14 protein-coding genes are annotated in these 17,855 nt (G+C 72.0%); 6 read left to right on the top strand and 8 right to left on the bottom strand.

Annotation, left to right across the window (positions count from 1 at the left end; translation table 11 throughout):
* Positions 1–16 precede the first annotated feature (16 nt).
* The 4 genes from ACZ3TI_RS09975 to ACZ3TI_RS09960 all read right to left on the bottom strand — a co-directional run bounded on the left by ACZ3TI_RS09975 (position 17) and on the right by ACZ3TI_RS09960 (position 4,932).
* Positions 17–1,033, bottom strand: a complete 1,017-nt coding sequence (locus ACZ3TI_RS09975) for a carbohydrate ABC transporter permease (RefSeq protein WP_465725309.1) — start codon at positions 1,031–1,033, stop codon at positions 17–19.
* Between the two features lie 27 nt (positions 1,034–1,060).
* Positions 1,061–2,416 carry an ABC transporter substrate-binding protein gene (locus tag ACZ3TI_RS09970; protein WP_465725307.1) on the bottom strand — a complete coding sequence of 452 codons (1,356 nt, stop codon included), beginning with the start codon at positions 2,414–2,416 and terminating at the stop codon, positions 1,061–1,063.
* A 102-nt stretch (positions 2,417–2,518) separates the two neighbouring features.
* Positions 2,519–3,709, bottom strand: coding sequence for an ROK family transcriptional regulator (locus tag ACZ3TI_RS09965; protein ID WP_465725305.1), 1,191 nt, complete (start codon positions 3,707–3,709; stop codon positions 2,519–2,521).
* Between the two features lie 869 nt (positions 3,710–4,578).
* Positions 4,579–4,932: a hypothetical protein gene (locus tag ACZ3TI_RS09960; protein ID WP_465725303.1), complete on the bottom strand. Its 354-nt coding sequence runs from the start codon at positions 4,930–4,932 to the stop codon at positions 4,579–4,581.
* 188 nt (positions 4,933–5,120) lie between these two features.
* On the opposite strand from ACZ3TI_RS09960, the gene ACZ3TI_RS09955 reads away from it, so the two are divergent.
* Both ACZ3TI_RS09955 and ACZ3TI_RS09950 read left to right on the top strand, forming a co-directional pair.
* The gene (locus ACZ3TI_RS09955) at positions 5,121–5,972 is read left to right on the top strand and encodes a helix-turn-helix domain-containing protein (protein WP_465725301.1); all 852 of its coding nucleotides are present in this window, start codon (positions 5,121–5,123) and stop codon (positions 5,970–5,972) included.
* 13 nt (positions 5,973–5,985) lie between these two features.
* Positions 5,986–6,183 (top strand): DUF397 domain-containing protein, encoded by a 198-nt coding sequence (locus ACZ3TI_RS09950; protein ID WP_465725299.1) that lies wholly within the window; start codon positions 5,986–5,988, stop codon positions 6,181–6,183.
* Between the two features lie 86 nt (positions 6,184–6,269).
* On the opposite strand, the gene ACZ3TI_RS09945 is transcribed toward ACZ3TI_RS09950, so the two are convergent.
* Together ACZ3TI_RS09945 and ACZ3TI_RS09940 are read right to left on the bottom strand one after the other, a co-directional pair.
* Positions 6,270–6,641: a GNAT family N-acetyltransferase gene (locus tag ACZ3TI_RS09945; protein ID WP_465725297.1), complete on the bottom strand. Its 372-nt coding sequence runs from the start codon at positions 6,639–6,641 to the stop codon at positions 6,270–6,272.
* A 173-nt stretch (positions 6,642–6,814) separates the two neighbouring features.
* Positions 6,815–7,012, bottom strand: coding sequence for a hypothetical protein (locus ACZ3TI_RS09940; protein ID WP_465725295.1), 198 nt, complete (start codon positions 7,010–7,012; stop codon positions 6,815–6,817).
* Positions 7,013–7,368: 356 nt separating this feature from the next.
* Here ACZ3TI_RS09940 and ACZ3TI_RS09935 point away from each other — a divergent pair, with 356 nt between their 5' ends.
* Both ACZ3TI_RS09935 and ACZ3TI_RS09930 read left to right on the top strand, forming a co-directional pair.
* Positions 7,369–7,578 (top strand): hypothetical protein, encoded by a 210-nt coding sequence (locus ACZ3TI_RS09935; RefSeq protein ID WP_465725293.1) that lies wholly within the window; start codon positions 7,369–7,371, stop codon positions 7,576–7,578.
* A gap of 36 nt (positions 7,579–7,614) precedes the next feature.
* The gene (locus tag ACZ3TI_RS09930; RefSeq protein WP_465725291.1) at positions 7,615–8,859 is read left to right on the top strand and encodes a hypothetical protein; all 1,245 of its coding nucleotides are present in this window, start codon (positions 7,615–7,617) and stop codon (positions 8,857–8,859) included.
* A 40-nt stretch (positions 8,860–8,899) separates the two neighbouring features.
* Here ACZ3TI_RS09930 and ACZ3TI_RS09925 read toward each other — a convergent pair whose 3' ends face one another.
* A complete protein-coding gene (locus ACZ3TI_RS09925; protein ID WP_465725289.1) occupies positions 8,900–10,084 on the bottom strand; it encodes a mechanosensitive ion channel family protein in 1,185 nt (394 codons plus the stop codon).
* Between the two features lie 501 nt (positions 10,085–10,585).
* On the opposite strand from ACZ3TI_RS09925, the gene ACZ3TI_RS09920 reads away from it, so the two are divergent.
* Positions 10,586–11,230: an HNH endonuclease gene (locus ACZ3TI_RS09920; RefSeq protein WP_465725287.1), complete on the top strand. Its 645-nt coding sequence runs from the start codon at positions 10,586–10,588 to the stop codon at positions 11,228–11,230.
* A gap of 117 nt (positions 11,231–11,347) precedes the next feature.
* Here ACZ3TI_RS09920 and ACZ3TI_RS09915 read toward each other — a convergent pair whose 3' ends face one another.
* Positions 11,348–15,286: a beta-N-acetylglucosaminidase domain-containing protein gene (locus ACZ3TI_RS09915; protein WP_465725285.1), complete on the bottom strand. Its 3,939-nt coding sequence runs from the start codon at positions 15,284–15,286 to the stop codon at positions 11,348–11,350.
* 416 nt (positions 15,287–15,702) lie between these two features.
* Between ACZ3TI_RS09915 and malQ the strand changes: the two genes are divergently transcribed.
* Positions 15,703–17,853: a 4-alpha-glucanotransferase gene (gene malQ / locus ACZ3TI_RS09910; RefSeq protein WP_465725487.1), complete on the top strand. Its 2,151-nt coding sequence runs from the start codon at positions 15,703–15,705 to the stop codon at positions 17,851–17,853.
* Positions 17,854–17,855 lie beyond the last annotated feature (2 nt).

The following is a 17,855-nucleotide window of genomic DNA, read 5'->3' as shown; positions in this document are numbered from 1 at the left end:
GGTCCTCACTGGCCCGCTAGTCGTCGCTCGTCATGAAGCCGGACTTGCGGCGGAGCAGGATCGAGGTGACGGCCATCGAGATGGCGAACAGCACCAGGGCGACGACGCAGGCCGCGCCGTAGTTGAAGCGCTGGAAGCCGAGGTTGTAGACCATCTGCGGCAGGGTCCAGGTGGAGCCGTTCGGGTAGCCCGGCTCGAACTGCTGGCCGGAGTTGCCCGCGATGCCGCTGGCGACCTTCCCGGCGACGATCGCCTGGGTGTAGTACTGCATGGTCTGGATCACCCCGGTGACCACCGCGAACATGATGATCGGCGAGATATTCGGCAGCGTGACGTACCGGAACTTCTGGAAGGGCCCGGCGCCGTCCAGTTCGGCCGCCTCGTACTGCTCCTTGGGGACGTCCAGCAGCGAGGCCATGAAGATGACCATCAGGTCGCCGACGCCCCACATGGCGAGCAGGGTGAGCGCGGGCTTGGACCAGTCCGGGGAGGCGAACCAGCCGGGCTGCGGCAGGCCGAGCTCGCCGAGCAGGTGGTTGACCGGGCCGGTACCGGGGTTGAACAGGAAGGCGAAGGCCACCGTGGCGGCCACCGGCGGGGCCAGGTACGGCAGGTAGAAGACGGTCCGGAAGAAGCCGGTGCCGGTCTTGATCCTCGTGATGAGCATCCCGATGCCGAGGCCGAAGGCGACCCGCAGGCTCACCATGACGACGACCAGCCACAGGGTGTTGCGCAGCCCCTGCCAGAAGGTCGGCAGCTGGTTGAAGACGTAGTCCCAGTTCTTGAGGCCGTTGAAGGACGGCTGGCCGAAGCCGTTGTAACCGGTGAAGGAGAAGTAGGCGGTGGAGACCAGCGGGTAGACGAAGAAGACGCTGAACCCGATCAGCCAGGGGGAGAGGAAGGCGAGGGTGCGGGCCGCCTCCCGGCGGCGCTTCCGGCGCAGCAGGTGCTGCGTCGAGGGCGCCGCCGGGTCGGTCGGTCCGGCGCCGGCCTTGCCGCCGCTTCCCTTGCGGGTGCCGAACGCGAGTGACATGGGAGCTCCGTGGGCCGTTCGCGGCGCTTACTTGGCCTGGGCGATGTCGGTGTCGATCTGCTTGGCCGTGGCGGCCAGGCCCGCCTGCAGGTCGGCCTGCTTGCCGGACTCGTAGTCGTAGCCCAGGTTCTGCAGGGAGACGATGTAGCCGCCGCCGTTGACGGCCGGCGGGGTGGTGCCGGAGTGCTGGTTCTTGGCGACGTCCAGGAAGGTCTTGAAGTTGTCGTCGGCCACCAGCTTCGGCGAGTTGAGCGCGTCGAAGGTGCTCGGCACGTTGTGGATCGCGTTGGCGAAGCTCACCACCGCGTCGGTGTCGGTGGTCAGGTACTTGACGAACTCCCAGGCGGCGGCCTGCTTCTTGCTGGTGCTCGCGATGCCGACGATGGTGCCGGTCTGGTAGCCGCGCCCGTAGGTGTCGGCCTGGTCGTCCGGGACGGGGAACGCGGCGGTGGCCCACTCGAAGTCGGGCTTGTTCTCGGCGAGCGAGGCGGTGCGCCACTCGCCGTCGAGGGCCATCGCGACCTGGCCGGTGTGGAAGGGGTTCTTGGCGCTGAACTCCTCGCCGAAGGTCGAGCGGAACTTCTCCAGCTTGGCGTAGCCGCCGAGCTGGTCGACCAGGCCCTTCTGCCACTTGAGCATCGCGGCGACCTTCGGGTCGGCGGCGATGTTCGACTTGCCGTCGGAGCCGAAGTAGGTCGCGCCGTACTGCCCGAGGTAGTGCTCGGTGGTGGACTCGTAGCCGTGGTACAGCGGCATGAAGCCGAGCTGCTTGTAGGAGTCGCCGTCGGGCACGGTCAGCAGGGCGGCGTCCGCGGCGAACTCGCTGAAGGTCTTGGGCGGGTGGGCGATGCCCGCGGCGGCGAAGGCCTTCTTGCTGTAGTACAGGCCGTACGCGTCGCCCAGCAGCGGCAGCGAGCACTGGTTGCCCTGGAACTGCGTGTAGCCGAGCATCGCGGCCGGGAAGGTCTTGGCCGCGTCGATGCCGCTCTTCTGGAGCAGCGGCTTGAGGTCGACGAAGGCCTTGGTCGAGCAGAACATGCCGACGTTGTTGGTGGTGAAGGAGGAGACCACGTCCGGCGCGTCGTCGCCGCCGGCCCGCAGCGCCTGGTTGACCTTGTCGTCCGGGATGTTGCCCACGGCCTTGACGTGGATGTTGGGGTGGGCCTTCTCGAAGGCGGCGATGTTGTCGTTGATCGCCTTGGTCTCGTTGTCCTGGCTCCAGCCGTGCCAGAAGGTGATGGTGACGTCCTTGCCGCTGGCCGAGTCGTCGTTGCCGCCCGAGTCGCTGGAACCGGTGCAGGCGGTGGCGAGCAGGGCCAGGACGGCGCTGCCGGCGACGGCGGCGATCGTGCGGCGGCCTCGGCGGGAGGTGGTGGCGTGCACTTCGAGGTCCTCCTGGGAGTGCGCGGGCAGGCGTCGTCGCCTCGGGTCCCGCGTTCGGGGGTCGGGAGAGGTGGGTGCAGGTGGGTGCAGGTGCGGGGAGCGTCAGTGGGTGGAGAAGACCGCCTCGCGGGCGTCCGACAGGGCCCGCTGCAGGGCGCCGAGCAGGACCGGTGAGCCGGGCAGGGCGCTGCTGCGGACCTCCGGTCTGGCGATGGAGATCCGGGCCAGTTCCTCCTCGACCAGCGCGCGCAGCCGTTCCCCGCCCGCGCTCGGCACCGCCCCGGAGAGGACCACCAGCTGGGGGTCGACGACGGAGACGATCACGGCCAGGCCGACGGCGAGCCGCCCGGCCAGCTCGGCGAGGAAGCCGTCGCCGGCGCCCGGGGTCGCCAGGGCCTTGGCGATCGACTCCTGCGCGGTGGGCGCGCCGAGCCCGTGCTCGCGGGCCAGCGCCCGGACGGCGGGCCCGCCGACGAGGGCCTGGAACCCGCCGAACTTGCGGCGCCGGGAGTCCCATTCGACGGGCGAGTCGGGCACCGGCATGTAGCCGACCTCCCCGGCGCCGCCGGTGAAGCCGCGGTGCAGCCGCCCGGCGATCACGATCGCGGCGCCGACCCCCGCCTCGGCCCAGAGCAGGACGAAGTCCTCGAAGCCCGCCGCCGCACCGGAGGCCTGCTCGGCGACGGCGGCCAGGTTCACGTCGTTCTCGATCGACACCGGCGCGCCGATCGCCTCGGACAGCTCCTCCACCAGCCGCGGCGAGTGCCAGCCGGGCAGGTGGGACGCGTAGCGCAGCTTGCCGGTGACCGGGTCGGGCGCGCCGCCGACGCCGATCGCGACGGTGCGCAGGCTGCCCTCGGAGAGTCCTGCCGCCCGGACCGCCTCGGCGACCGCGGCGGCGACCCGCGGGACGGTCCCGGCGGCCGGCACGCCCTTGGTGGCGACGGTGTGCTCGGCCAGCGTGGTGCCGGTGATGTCGGCGACCGCGACCCGGATCCCGCTGTTGGTCACGTCCAGCCCGGCGACGTACCCGGCGGCCGGATTCACCTGGTACAGCTGGGCGTTGGGCCCCGGCCCGCCCGCCGTGGTGCCGACCGGCAGCACCAGCCCGGCGGCCTCAAGCCGGGCCAGAAGCTGGGAGGCGGTGGGCTTGGACAGCCCGGTCAGGGTGCCGATCTGGGTGCGGGAGAGCGGGCCCTGCTCCAACAGCAGTTCGAGGGCAGCGCGGTCGTTGATGGCGCGCAGGAGGCTCGGCGTGCCGGCGAGGGGGGCCTTGGGGGTGCTCTTGGTCATGCCCGGAATCCTCCCCTCCCGACCGATCGACGTGAACTGTTAGGAAACTTTCCAGTCGCTTGGCACAGGACCGTACGGGCCGCGTCAGCGGAGTGTCAATGGTCGGCGCAGCCGAGGATGCCGAAGCGTTACCGGACACCACGAAGCCCCGCCCCCCACAGCAGCGGGAGCGTGGGAAGTTATCAAAGAAGATGGGGAATTCTGGTGTCGCCCCCTACTTGCCGAGGGGGCTTCGCGCTAACTCAGCTTTCAAAAAAGAAACTCAAAACAAGTGCGCCGCCCCTCCTTGGCAAAGGAGGGACGGCGCACTTGTGATCACCAGGTCAATTGACGACAACCCTTTGACCAGCTGGAGGGCCGGGGGCCGTCGGTCCGAGAGGGATGAGGCCCGATCCGATGGGGCGCATGCAGCTCATACCTCACAGCTTCGGAGCCTTCGGCCGTACCAGGAATCCGGGCTCAGACATAAACTGCAGCAGGGGCGACTGTTGCCCCCTTGGCGCGCTGAGGGTGCCCGTCGCCGCTTCGGCATGGCCGAAGCGGCGACGGCAGTGTCCGGTGCTCTGCGCAGGAAGTCGGCGAGACCGACTTCCTGTGCATAAGAGGGCATCTGATTGGGCGCGGGCCGACGCGCGCATTGGGCGCGCCTCATCCACCCACCCGCCCCGCTGTCAAGGGAGTGCTCCCATCTGGCATGACCTGCAATCACAGCGATCGGTGGGCGGCCCGGCCGATGACGGCCGGGCCGCCGAAGCCAGGGAAAAGCAAGCGAACAACGCAAGCCGGGTGGGCCTGCGGCCGAGCCTGGCGCATCCCTTGCGTCCCTCGCGCCTGCTCCTCCGTCCACAGAAGCATCGGCAGGCTGGGAGTTAGGCAGCTTCGGGTCGGTCCAGCCCAGCAGCTCCCGGCCGCGCGAGCCAGACCAGCCGCGAGGTGATCCCCGGTCGCCCGGCGAAATGGCGCAAGGCTCGTTCGGGAGACGCGAGGGTCATCCGCGTCCGCCCGTCGATGCCGATGACGTGCGTGGGCCCGTCACGGTCGACAAGCCCCCAGGCCACGACCCACCCGTCGGCGTCCGCAGGGCCCTCGCCGCAAACCTGCACGACGGCGAACAACCGGGGTGCGGTGTCGAGCGCGAGCTCGCACAGCTCCTGGTCGAAGGTCGGGGCGGGCGGCAACCTTGGCGTGACCGGACGGGGGTTTGGCGGGGGCGTAGCGGTCATGGAAGTCTCCTACGTGGAGGGGAGTTGGACGAATCGCTGCTACCACCACGGGCAGCGATCGGCCCTGACGCAGGATCAAAAGTAGCTAGTCGGTAGTATGTAGTCCACCGCTTCTGAGGAAGTCATATCACCACCACTCCAAAGGGTGACGGCACCGACGACGGCGGTCGAGAGTGAGGAGACAGCGGATGCCGCCCAGCAAGATTCCTCCGAGCATCCGGCAGCGACGACTCGGCACAGAGTTGCGCCGGTTGCGGGAGCAGGCAGGACTGTCGGTCACGCGAGCCGGGGAACTGCACGGCACCCCGCAGTCCCGGATCAGCAACATCGAATCCGGCGGATATCCGGTAAGCGCGGACCGGGTACGGACCCTGGCCCGCCTCTACGGCTGCGTGGATGACGCCCTGATCGAGGCGCTGACCTGCATGACCGGTGGTCGCACCCGGGGCTGGTGGGAGGAGTACCGCGAGATCCTGCCGGCCGGAGCGCTCGACCTGGCGGAGCTCGAGCACCATGCGCAATCGATGCGGATCGCCACGGTGATCCACATCCCCGGTCTTCTCCAGACTCCCGAGCACGCTCGCGCGCTCTTCCGGGATGTGGTGCCACCGTTGTCGCCGCCCGAAGTGGAACACCTTGTTTCTCATCGCATCAAGCGGCAGGCGGTGCTTTACGGCGAGCGGCCGAGCCCGCTGTCGGCCGTCGTCCATGAGGCCGCACTGCGCATGGACTTCGGGGGTCCAGAGGTTGCCCGCTCTCAGCTGGAACACCTGCTGAGGATGAGCGAGTACCCGCACATCGACCTGCGGGTGATCCCGTTCGGCACCGGTAGCTACCCCAGCTCTGGCGCCGGGATCGTGTACTTCGCCGCCGAGGTCGCCCGATTGGACAGTGTGCAGGTTGATGGGGACCGGTACGACTTCATTGACACCGAACCGCAGCTGATCAAGTATCGAGCCGTGTTGGACCGGTTGGAGGTGAGCGCGCTCAAGCCCGACGCGTCCCGCGACCTCATCCGCCGTATCGCCCAGAGCATTTGAGAGGGGAGCAATCATGGCCGTTCAGAACTGGCAGAAGTCGTCATTCAGCGGCGACACCGCCAACTGTATCTACCTCGCTGCAGCCCCTGACCGCAGCATCAAAATCCGCGAGAGCGATGACCCCGATGTCGTCATCACCACATCGCCTGACGGACTCCGTGCCTTCCTGTGCGGCGTCAAGACGGGAGAGTTCGACCACCTGACAGCGTAACGAGAGTCGACGCGGGAAAGCACCGATAAGCGAACAGCCGAACTCTTGGGCCAGGGCGCTGGCGGAGAATGAGCTTGCCGGTTCCGCTACCGGGCCACGTAGCGGTACACCGGGGCCCCTTCCCAAGCCGGAGGTTTGTCACCCAGGTCTCGATAGCCGAGGGCTTCGTACATCTTCATCGCAGCCTGTGCTTCGGGTCGGACCGCAAGCGTGACGCGCTCCACCTGGGCACCTTCGAGTACGGCTGCGTGCAGCTCCCGGCCCAACCCCCGCCGGCGCTGATCCGAAGCCACGGCGAGTTCCCGGATCACGAACGTCCGGTGCCCGTCCTCGCGGGTGAACTCCTCATCCAAGCCGAGGCCGCTCCACCAGCGGCTTTCCGACTGGAGTAGGACGCCGAAAGCGAACCCGACCAGGGTGGCGCCCGAGCGAGCCAGCACCAGTCGGAAGCCGGGCATGGTCCGGAACGCCTCGTAGCCCCTCCAGGAACTCGGCCAGGTCGCGGGGCCCTTCGAAGTACGGTGGCTCCGCGAACACCTGCTCGTACAGCGGTGCTATCTCGTCCAGCACCCGGTTAGCGGCTTCGGGATCTGTGAAGGTCTCGAAGGTGGGCGTTTGCACGATTCTCCTTTCAAGCGATCAGGTGGGCAGTGCTGGCAGCGGCCAGGGAGGGATTCAATAGCCGCAGGTGGGAGTGTGCCTCCTCCATTGACATGCGGGCCCGGCCGGACGACACCTCGGTCAGCAGGATGGTTCCCGAGGTGAGTTCGTGGGCCGACTCCTCGGCCTCACCTGCCTGCGCGAGCGCCCCGGCGAGGCGGAATCGCACCAGTGCCTCGTTCCGCGCGTAGTTCCTCTCCTGGTGTCGGAGCGAGCGTCGCAGCTCGCTCGTTGCGTTCCTGCTCGAAGGTGCGAGTTGCCTGTGCCAAAGTCGATCGGGCCCTGACGGGGTCGCCCATCATCGCGTAAGGCGGGCCTCCCGGGTCATCAGGATGGACATCAGCGACGCCTTCGGCAACCCACCGCCTCCGCGCTTCTCAGCGGGTGAATCGGAAGGAGTGCACGGCATGGACGACAAGAACGGCACCAGCAACGGGTCGGGCGATCGAAATCAAGTGGCGGGCCGGGCAGGGAGCGGACCGTAACCAGTACTGGGAGATCGACAGGGCCTTCCACGCGACCTGCGTGTACAACCAGCTTCTGCGGTTCCGCCAGACCGAACTGCGCCGCGACGACCTGACGCCCACCGAGCGCGTGAGCTTCCAGAGCGCCTACCACGACGGCCTGTCGGCTGTCCGCTACCTCATCCGCGAACTCGAACTCCTGCGTGGGCACTTCTCCCCGCACGGGGTGGAGCTGCTGGCCGACCTGCGTGACCAGACCGACCAGCTGTAGTGCCACGCTGAGCAGAACCGAACGAGGGAAGGTCCAGTGCTCCAGCACCTCATCGACCAGGACGACGACCTGCGTATGGTCCCCACTGACCGGAACCAGCTGACCGCCGCGGTCGGCCGACTCCACGAGGAACTGCGGGCTCTGCCCGAGGAGCGCGACCCCGCGCGTGCTCGGGTCCTGACCAGGTGGATCGGCATCGGCCAGATGTGCCTGGGCCACCACGAGGAGGCCCATGCGTTCCTCCGGCAGTCGCTCGACCTCGCCGCAGCCATGGGTAACACCCGGGCCGTCGTCGCCACCGGGCTCAACCTCGGCGACGCGCACCGCTACGCCGGTGACGTGCAGACGGCGGACGCGCTCTACCGCGGTGCCCTGAACACTGCGCGAAGCCGGCACCCGGAGCTCCTCGACTTCGCGCTCCAGCACACCGGAAAGCACCTGATGGAGCGCGGTGACCTCGCGGATGCGCAGGCCCATCTGCAAGAGGCGCTGCGCCTGCGGATCGCCAAGGGGGATGCCGAGCTGGTGGAGTCCACGCAGGCCGCACTCGACCGGGTCGAGCTGCTGATCGGCCAGGCCGACGTATCGGCGGCAGGCGGCGCGGTGCCGCGCCGGTGGAGCGGTCAGTGGACCTCATGGCTCCAGTCCCAGACCACGGCCAAGGCGCCGGCCCGGTGGGCAGAGGACTTCCCCGCCCTCCGGGACGCTGTGCGTGGGCTCACCGCGCACCAGCGCGTTCACCCATGCCACCTGAGTGACCAGTCGTTCCCCGTAGACTTGCTCGCCGCGATGGCGGAGGAAGCCGAGAAGGCCGTCACCGCTGACGGATACCTCCACAACGGCAAGTGGAACGCGGCAGTCGGCGAGACCGCGAACCGCTTCGCCGCACAAGTCGATGTCGCCGCAGTCGTAGCGCGGTCCACCGGCCTGGACGTCGAGCAGCCGCACACCGCCGTCTACATCGCGTACCTGGAGGAAGGGCAGTTCCTCGACTTCCACGTGGACGAGTCCGGCTTCGGCGAGGCCAACCTGATCCTCTGCCTCAAGCACGAGCGCCCTGCCAGGGCGCCCCGGGCCAGCACCACCGTCTTCGTCAACGCCGACGGCCACCTCGAATGCGACCTCGCCCCGGGTGACTGCGTCGTCTTCGACGGCGCGCTCACGCCGCACGGCCGGACGCCCCTCAGTGCCGGAGAGAGCGTCACCCTCGTCAGCTTCGGCTTCCGCGCGCGTGATCAGGCTCTGCGTACGCTTACGAACCTCCCGCCGGTCCCTCGTTAGGGAAGGCGGGAGCAGTCGGTTCTACGAGGGGAGGGTGTCCCTACGGCTCCGGCTTCGGGGCCGGGATCGGTTCGGTGGCCTTGAAGCGGGCCGAGTTCGGGTCGGCGAGCGCGGACGGCGCCGCCGGCTCGGCCGTGGGAGCCGGGATCGGCGCGATGACCACGCCGGTCGCGGCGGCGGCCGCCGCGGCAGCCGCAGCCGCCGCCGTCGGGGTTTCCTCCTTGACCTTGATCCCGGCACCGTCGAAGGCCACCTTCAGCCGCTGCCGCAGCGCTCGGGAGACCGCCGGCGCCTTGCCGGGCGCGGTCCGGGCCTCGACCCGCACCATCACCGAGTCCGCCGCGACCGACTCCACGCCCAGGATCGACACCGGCGCCCAGACCAGCTCGTCGTACGGCGTCTCCTTGGCCAGCTCCTCGGCGGTCCGCACGATCAGGTCCTCGACCCGCAGCAGGTCCTCCTTGTACCCGATCTGGACGTCCACCGAGGCGGTCGCCCAGCCCTGGCTCATGTTGGCGATCCGCTTGACCTCGCCGTTGCGGATGTACCAGATCTCGCCGTTCGCACCGCGCAGCTTGGTCACCCGGAGGCCGACCTCCAGCACCGTGCCGGTCGCCACCCCGGTGTCGATCTCGTCGCCCACGCCGTACTGGTCCTCCATGATCATGAAGACCCCGGAGAGGAAGTCCGTGACCAGGTTGCGGGCGCCGAAACCGATCGCCACACCGGCCACACCGGCGCTCGCCAGCAGCGGAGCCAGGTTCACCCCCAGGGCGGAGAGCACCATCAGCGCTGCCGTGCCCAGGATCGTGAACGAGGCCACGCTGCGCAGCACCGAGCCGATCGCCTCCGAGCGCTGCTGGCGCCGCTCCGGGTTCACCACCCCGGTGTTGGCCAGCAGCCCGCCCAGCCGGCTCTCCTCCTGGTGCTCGGGGGAGCGCGCCATCCGCCCTATCAGCTGTGAGATCAGCTTGCGCACCACGGCCCGCAGCACCAGCGCCAGCACCACGATGAAGACGATCCGCAGGCCCGAGGCCAGCCAGGCCTGCCAGTGGGTGTCGAACCAGCTCGCGGCCTGCTTGGTGGTGTCCGAGACCTCCTGCGCGCTGGTCGGGATCCGCAGGTCCAGGTCCGGCAGCTGCGCGGTGGGGCTGGGGCTCGGCGTCGTCGGGACGGAGGGCGTCGAGGACGCGGCGGACAGACCGGTGGCGCCGGAGCTGAACACGTGCGGACCTTCCTTGCTGGGGGCGTGTCGAGCCCGCACCGCCGGCAAGCGGCCCGCGGACCGTGCGCCTTAGCCTATCCGTTACCGAACACCCACCCGGACACGCCGAAGCCCGCCGACGGCCCCGCCGGAAGCCGCCCAAGGGCGTACGGACCAGCCCGGACGCCCCGTCAACGCCCCGGTGCGCTCCCCCTACATCGCGGCCCGGACGCCCTCCCGCCCCGCCCGAACACTGCTCCGACCAGCCGATCCGTCCCCCGGGAGGGCCACCGGGCGCCGCCCCACCCCGCCCCGGGGGCACCCGGGTGCAACCCGACCTTCCCCCGGGCATACCGGCTATGTCGGAGACCACACCCGACGTTCACGTCAGGTCCGTTACACAGGAGTGGTGGCGCCGTACAAAGTCGTAAGGCGACACTGGGGGAGATCGCGCACTCGTTGTGCGATCCAACCGCTCGTCCCGGCGCGAGCCACGCGCCGCAGGCGTCCAAGGAGGCATCCGTGCCGCATGTCCTGGTCCTCAACGCGTCCTACGAGCCACTCGGCGTCGTATCGATGCGCCGCGCACTCATCCTGGTCCTCAACCACAAGGCGGTCAGCCTGGAGGACTCGGAAGTCACTCTGCACAGCGCCACCAGCGCCCTTCCGGCGCCGTCCGTCGTCCGTCTGACCCGCTTCGTCCGGGTCCCGTTCTGCGGGCCCGTCCCGCTCACCCGCCGGGCGCTGTTCGCCCGGGACCACGGCCGCTGCGTCTACTGCGGGGCCGCCGCCACCAGCGTCGACCACGTCATCCCGCGCAGCCGGGGCGGCCAGCACCGGTGGGACAACGTGGTGGCAGCCTGCCGCCGCTGCAACCACACCAAGGCCGACCGCCACCTCACCGAACTGGGGTGGCGGATGAAGCGCCCACCCGCACCGCCCAGCGGACTCGCCTGGCGGATCATCGGCACCGGCATCAAGGACCCGCGCTGGCGCCCCTACCTGGAGCCCTACGGCGGCGCCGACCAGTTGCGCGCCCCGCAGTGGGGCGAGTACGAGCACCACGACCATACCGAGCCCAACCACTCGGTCCCGATCGGCCGGGCGCACGGCGCCCACCCCACCCCCGTCCGCCGCGGCGAGCAGCCCGAACCGCTCTCCGCCTGACCGAAGCGACACAAGGGCCCGCCCGTCACACCGTCGGTACGCGCCTCATGGGCCGCCGCGCCCCCCGCACCGGGGAGCCGGCGGCCCGCCGCTTCTCTCGGGGACCCGGTACGAGGGCTACGGCTTCGGCGGAGCCGCCGGCGGGGTCGCCGTGGTGCCCGGCGGGGTGCCCGGCTGTCCCGGCTGGGCGGGCTGTCCGGCCGGTGGCTGCGGCTGGGCCGGCGGGGTCACCGCGTACAGCTCGACGCCCCACAGCGAGTAGCCGTACTTGGTCGCCCGCGCCACACCCTGGACCCGGACGAACCGGACCCCGGGCGCGTCGAAGCGCACCGTCTCGTCGCCGCCCTTGCCGTTGTCCACCGTCGCCGCGTCCGTCCAGGAGTTCCCGTCCGCGGAGACCTGGATCTTGTACGAGGCGGCGTACGCGGCCTGCCAGTGCAGCACCGCCGAGCCCAGCCGGGTCGCCTGCGGCAGCTCCAGCCGCACCCAGGCGTCATCCTTGGCAGGCGAGGACCAGCGGCTCTTCGGGTCGCCGTCGGCGACCGCCGAGGCCGGGAAGTTCGCGGTCTCGTCGCCCGAGGAGGTGGCCTTCGCGCCGAGCGCCAGGTCCGGACCGCCGGTCGGCGGCACCACGTGCACCTGGAGGACCTGCTTGACGATGGTCGTCCCGGCCACGAACTGCACCGGCACCTGGTACGTCCCGGACGGTGTGCCCGGCGCGGCGCCGACCAGCAGCGGCACGCCCACCCGGCCGCCGCGCGGCACGGTCACCGGGCCGGCCGGGGTCACGGTCAGGCCCTTGGCGGCGGCCGGCACCTCGGTGCGCAGCTCGCCGGTGGTGCCCTCGGGGCGGCCGGCTTCCACGGTGGCGCGGGTCTGGACGGGCGCGGCCGCGCCGGTGACCACGTCCAGGGCCGGGTCGGACAGGCTGAGCCGGGCCGCCGGGGCGTCCGCGTACCAGGGGATCACCTGGTTGACCACCGGCGGGTCGCCGCCGGGCTTCCAGGTGAGCCGGAACGCGTCGGCGAGCTGCCCGCCGGCCGGCAGCTCGTTGTAGCCGGGCTGCACGGTGCCGATGTCCGCCCAGGTGCCGTCGGCGCGGCGCACCGCGGCGGTGGCGGTGGCGCGCACGCCCGGGTCGGTGAGCACGGTGAGTCGGTCCAGCGGACGGGCGGCGCCGAGCTCGACGGTGAGCGGCTCGTCCTGCGCGGTCGGCGGCTTGGCGGCCCGGTACGCGGTGTCCGGGTTGCCGTCCAACACGGCGGCGGCGGAGGAACCGGGCAGGGCGACGGGCCCGCCGGTGACGCTCGCCGGGGACTCGTCGGGGGCGGTGACGGTGAACTCGCGCACCGCGACGGCGGTCTTCTGCGCGGCGGTGGCCCGCAGCCGCACCGCCCGTACGACGGTGCCGGGCGGGAGCTGGGCGCTGATCGTCTTCTGGTTCCTGACGACGGCGAGCTGCTTCCAGCCGCCCTCGCCGGTGGAGTACTCCAGCACGCCGTCGCGGATGTAGTCGTCCACGGCGGTGCGGGCGTCCGCGCCGTTGCCCCAGCTGCCCATCAGCACGGTCACGTTGCTGACCGGGCGGCCCGCGCCGAGGTCGAGGCCGACCGCGTCGCCGGGCTGCGGGGGAGCGGAGCTCCAGTAGAAGGTGTCCGCCACGCCGTCCGTCATCAGCGCGGGCAGGTGGTCCTGCGCGGTGCCCAGGGTCGTGGTCGCCGTGACTCCGCCGCCGACCACGCCCGCCCAGGTGTCGGCGGCGCGGACGGCGCGCTCCAGGAAGGGGCCGAGCACTCCGGCACCGACGGTGGCCGGGGACCGGTCGAGCTGCTCGCGCAGCCGGTTGAGCTCCACCCGGGCCTTCCAGGCCGCCGCGCCGTCGCCGCCGTGCTGGGCCAGCAGCATGTTCAGCGCGGCCTGCCCGGCGAGCCCGTAGTCGCGCAGCGGGCCGAGCCAGGGCGCGGCCTCGCCGGCCAGCTGGGCGGTGGCCGGGGTGCCGGCCAGGGTCTGCTGGGCGGTGGCCATCGTGGCGAAGGCCTCGCGCAGCGGGGCGGCGGCCTCTATCAGCCTGGTGAGGTCGGGCGCGGTGCCGGAGGTGGGCTCGACGGCGGCCCAGAAGCGGTCGAGCAGCGGCGTCAGGTAGCCGGACTCCTGCTTGGACAGCGGCGAGGAGGTGCTGTTGCCGGCCAGCGCGGTGACCGCGGGCAGCGCCGTCCCGGCGGGCGTCGCGCCGGCGCCGGTCGGCCCGGCCATCGTGCGCACGGCGGCCTTCCAGGACTCCTCCGGCTTGTAGCCGACAGGGTTCCAGGCGAAGTCGCCGGCGGTGGCGATGGCTATCCGGGAGGCCACCGGCTGCTGCATCGCGCCGGTCAGCATGACCGCCGAGCGGGTGGCCACCCCCGGGTCGCGCCCGGTGTAGGCGCCGAGGAAGAGCCGGTCCGGGCTGGCGTCGTTGACCGGGTAGTTGTCCATGGTGACCAGCGGGTGCCCGTACAGGTCGGCGATGTCCGAGGCCTGGGCGGTGGTGATCTTCTCGGGGATCACCCCGACCCCGCTCCACGCCACCTGCACGCCCTCAGGCAGCGCCGCGGCCAGCGCCTTGCGGTACGGCGTGGCGCCCTGCTGGTGGTACTCGGTGGGGACGACGGACAGCGGCGCCAGGCCCGGGTTCCTGGCGATCAGCCGGTCCTGCACCTTCTTCACCAGCGCGGCCTGCGCCTTGGCGGCCGCGGCGGGCCCGGTGCCGTACTCGTCGCGGTCGTCGTCGCAGTGCCACTCGTCGTAGCTGACGTCCAGGAACTGCAGCTGGAAGGCGGTGAAGCCGAGCTTGCGCAGCCCGTCCAGCTTGGCGACCAGCGCGTCCGTGTCCTTGCCGGAGCTGAAGCAGAGGGACTGCCCCGGGTCGATCGCGTAGCCGAGCGTGACGTGGTTGCGCCGCGCCCGGTCGGCGAGCTCGCGCAGCTCGTCCGCCTGCGCGGCGGGGTAGGCGTTGCGCCAGCGGGAGAGCCGGTACGGGTCGTCACCGGGGGCGTAGAGGTAGAAGTTCTGCTTGGAGCGGCCGAGGAAGTCGACCTGATCGAGCCGCTGCTGCGCGGTCCACGGGGTGCCGTAGAACGCCTCGGCGGTGCCGCGCACCGGCGCGCCGGTCGGCCAGTCCCGCAGCGCGATCCCGGGCAGGCCGAGCCCGTTCGCGCCCGCCGCCTGCCCCTGCCCGGCCGGTACGGCGGCCAGCAGCTGGCGCAGGCTCTGCGCGGCGTAGAAGGTCCCGGTGGTGTCCGCGCCCGCCAGCACCACGGCGCCGTACGTCCCGCCGCCCTGGGCGGGCAGCTGACCGGCCGACAGCACGTAGCCGCCGGTCGGCAGGTTCGCGGTCGAGGGCGCGGTGCCCTCCTTGCCGCCGGCCGCGACGGTCAGCTGCCGCAGCACCCGGTCGACCTCGCCGCCGGCGCCCTCGGAGGGGCCGCCGACGTACACCACCAGCGAGCCGGCTGCCGGCGTCCCGCCGTCCGGCTGCGGCGTCACCTCGGTCGCCCCCGCGATGTCCAGCACCTCACGGACGGCCAGCACCGCGCCGATGTCCGCCTTGGGCGTGGCCACCAGGGTCACGGCGCTCGGCACCACCACCGGCTTGCCCGCCACCGTCTGCTCCTGCGGCCGCGGGAACACCTGAGGGTCGGTCACGCTCCCCAGCGGCGTCTGCGGCGCGGTGCTCACCACGTCCGTTCCGGGCGTCTGCGCGTACGCCGACGGCACCGGCCCGGCCAGCAGCCCGCCGACCACCGCCGCGGCCGCGACCCCGGCCGCGATCTGCATCGCCCGCCGCCCCGGCCGCCCCGCCGCACGCTCGGCCCGCACCGACGCCAGCAGGGGCTCCGTCCCCTTGAGGTCCGCGATCAGCCGGTCCGCCGTCCTGGGCGCCAGCTGACGGCACGTCCGCGCCGTCGCCCGCCGCGCCGCCAACGCCGCCGGGTGCTGCAGCACCTCCCGCAACGCCGGACTCTGCTCCAACTGCGACCGCAGCCGCCGCCCGGCCGCGACGGACACTCGGGCTTGCACAGGAGACTCCTCGCCAGGCCGGAACCACATCGCCCGCCACCCCACCAGCTACCCAACCCGGTGTCAACGCCGCCGACGGCTATGCCGACCTTGCCCCGATTCATCCCCTCGCAGGGCCCTCCCGAGCCCCTCCCCGAACTCTCCTCGAACCCTCCTCCAACCCTCTCCGAAAGCCGGTCCGGACCCGCACCTCCTGCCACTCCGGCCGGTCGGCCCGACCGCACCTGACGGGGCCTCTGACCAGCCGGGACGCGACGTTGCCGCCGCGGGTGCCGATGGCGCACCCGACACCGTCGTGTCGCGCAGCGTGGCCGGGTGGTTACCCGGGTAGGACTGGGGGGTCCTAACCGGGTGTTGCCGAGACAGCGCAGGAGCCGCGAGTGGCCGCTTACCACGACAGTGACGGAGTCGAGCAGGTGCCGGCGCAGGATGCTCCGCCGCCGCCTGCCGAACTGGTGGCGCTGGCGCAGGCGTACGGGGTGGACACCCGGTACCCGGGGCCGGGTGGGCAGGCGGTGGGGGCGCGGACGCTGGTCGCGGTGCTGGCGGCGCTGGGGGTGGCGGCCGGGTCGCCGGAGGAGGTGCGGGAGGCACTGGAGCGTCACCGGGCCGAGCAGCAGAGCCGGTTGCTGCCGCCGTGCGTGGTGGTCCGGCAGGGGCGGCGGACCGCGCTGGACGTCCCGGCGGACGCCCGGCTGCGCGTGGAGCTGGAGGACGGCGGGAGTTGGGAGCTGCCGCGCGGGCACTCGCACTGGCTGCCCGCCGACCTGCCCCTCGGGCGGCACACGCTCAAGGCGGAGTCCCACGGGAGGGAGGCCGAAGCGGCGCTGATCGTCGCTCCGCAGAAGCTGCCCCAACTCCCGGGCCGAAGCTGGGGGTTCCTCGCCCAGCTGTACTCCGTCCTGTCCGACCGCTCCTGGGGCATGGGCGACCTCGGCGACCTCGCCGAGCTGGCGCAGTGGGCGGGCGCCGGCCTCGGCGCGGGCTTCGTACAGATCAACCCGCTGCACGCAGGGCTCCCCGGCGCGCCCTCCGACCCGTCCCCTTACCGGCCCTCCTCCCGCCGCTTCGCCGATCCGGTGCACCTGCGGATCGAGGCCGTCCCCGAGTACGCCTACCTGACCGCGGAGCGACGACGGAGGGCCGAGGAGCTGAGCCACCAGGCGGCCCGGCTGCGCGAGGAGGTCCTCGGCCACGACGGCCTGATCGACCGCGACGCCGTCTGGGCGCTGAAGCGCGAGGCCCTGGAGCTGCTGCACGAGGTGCCGCGCGGGCCCGGCCGGCAGGCCGCGTACGAGGCGTTCCGGCGCCGCGAGGGGGAGTGGCTGCGCCGGCACGCCCTGTGGAACGCCCTGGCCGAGGTGCACGGCGCCGACTGGCACCACTGGCCGAAGGGTCTGCGTCACCCGGACGGCCCACACGTCGGGCAAACGGAGAAGGAACTCAACGACCGGGTCGAGTTCCACGCCTGGCTCGCCTGGCAGGTCGACCAGCAGCTCGCCCACGCCCAGCGCGCCGCCCGCGAGGCCGGCATGCCGGTGGGCCTGATCCACGACCTCGCCGTGGGCGTCCACCCGGACGGTGCCGACGCGTGGGCGCTGCAGGACGTCCTGGCCGGCGGCATCTCGGTCGGCGCCCCGCCGGACGCCTTCAACGCCCACGGCCAGGACTGGGGCCTGCCGCCCTGGCGCCCGGACGCCCTCGCCGAGGCCGGCTACGCCCCGTACGCGGAACTCCTGCGAGCGGCGGCGAGGCACGCGGGGGCCCTGCGCATCGACCACGTCATGGGCCTCTTCCGCCTCTGGTGGGTCCCCCAGGGCCACCCGCCCACCGAGGGCGCGTACGTCCGCTACGACGCGGAGGCGATGCTCGGCGTGTTGGCCCTGGAGGCGCACCGGGCCGGGACGGCGGTGATCGGCGAGGACCTGGGCACGGTCGAACCGGGCGTACGGGAGGAGCTGGCGGCGCGCGGCGTGCTCGGCACCTCCGTGCTCTGGTTCGAGCGGGACTGGCAGGCCGGCGGCGGCATCCTGCCCCCGGACCGCTGGCGCCCGGGCTGCCTGGCCACCCTCACCACCCACGACCTGCCGAGCACCGCCGCCCGCCTCTCCGGCGAGCACGTCGAGCTGCGCCACCGGCTCGGCCTGCTGGCCCGCCCGCTGGGCGAGGAGCAGGAGGAGGCGGCCGAGGAGCTGGCGGACTGGCAGGCGGAGCTGGCCGCGCGGGGGCTGCTCACCCCGGGCGAGCCGCTGTCGATGCCCGTGCTGTACCGCTTCCTGCGGGCGACCCCGGCGGAGCTGGTCGGGGTCTGGCTGCCGGACCTGGTCGGGGACCCGCGCCCGCAGAACCTTCCCGGCACCTGGGACCAGTACCCGAACTGGCGCCTCCCCGTGGCGGACGGCGACGGCGACCCGGTCACCCTCGACCGCCTGGCCGCCGCCCCCGCCGCCCGCCTCCTCGCCCAGCTCCTCGCGGTCCCCCGAGAGGTCCCCCGAGAGGTCCCCCGAGAGGTCCCCCGAGAGGTCCCCCACCCCACCAGGCCGACCCCGACGCGCGCCCTTCCATAAGC

It is taken from the genome of Kitasatospora sp. NPDC023120 (assembly GCF_055560835.1).
This window is presented reverse-complemented; position numbering and strand designations above follow the sequence as displayed.

What these genes read in the sequence shown, in the direction of transcription:
- ACZ3TI_RS09975 (WP_465725309.1), bottom strand. Translation starts at nt 1,033, where the DNA reads ATGTCACTCGCGTTCGGCACCCGCAAGGGAAGCGGCGGCAAGGCCGGC.
- ACZ3TI_RS09965 (WP_465725305.1), bottom strand. Translation starts at nt 3,709, where the DNA reads ATGACCAAGAGCACCCCCAAGGCCCCCCTCGCCGGCACGCCGAGCCTC.
- ACZ3TI_RS09960 (WP_465725303.1), bottom strand. Translation starts at nt 4,932, where the DNA reads ATGACCGCTACGCCCCCGCCAAACCCCCGTCCGGTCACGCCAAGGTTG.
- ACZ3TI_RS09955 (WP_465725301.1), top strand. Translation starts at nt 5,121, where the DNA reads ATGCCGCCCAGCAAGATTCCTCCGAGCATCCGGCAGCGACGACTCGGC.
- ACZ3TI_RS09950 (WP_465725299.1), top strand. Translation starts at nt 5,986, where the DNA reads ATGGCCGTTCAGAACTGGCAGAAGTCGTCATTCAGCGGCGACACCGCC.
- ACZ3TI_RS09945 (WP_465725297.1), bottom strand. Translation starts at nt 6,641, where the DNA reads ATGCCCGGCTTCCGACTGGTGCTGGCTCGCTCGGGCGCCACCCTGGTC.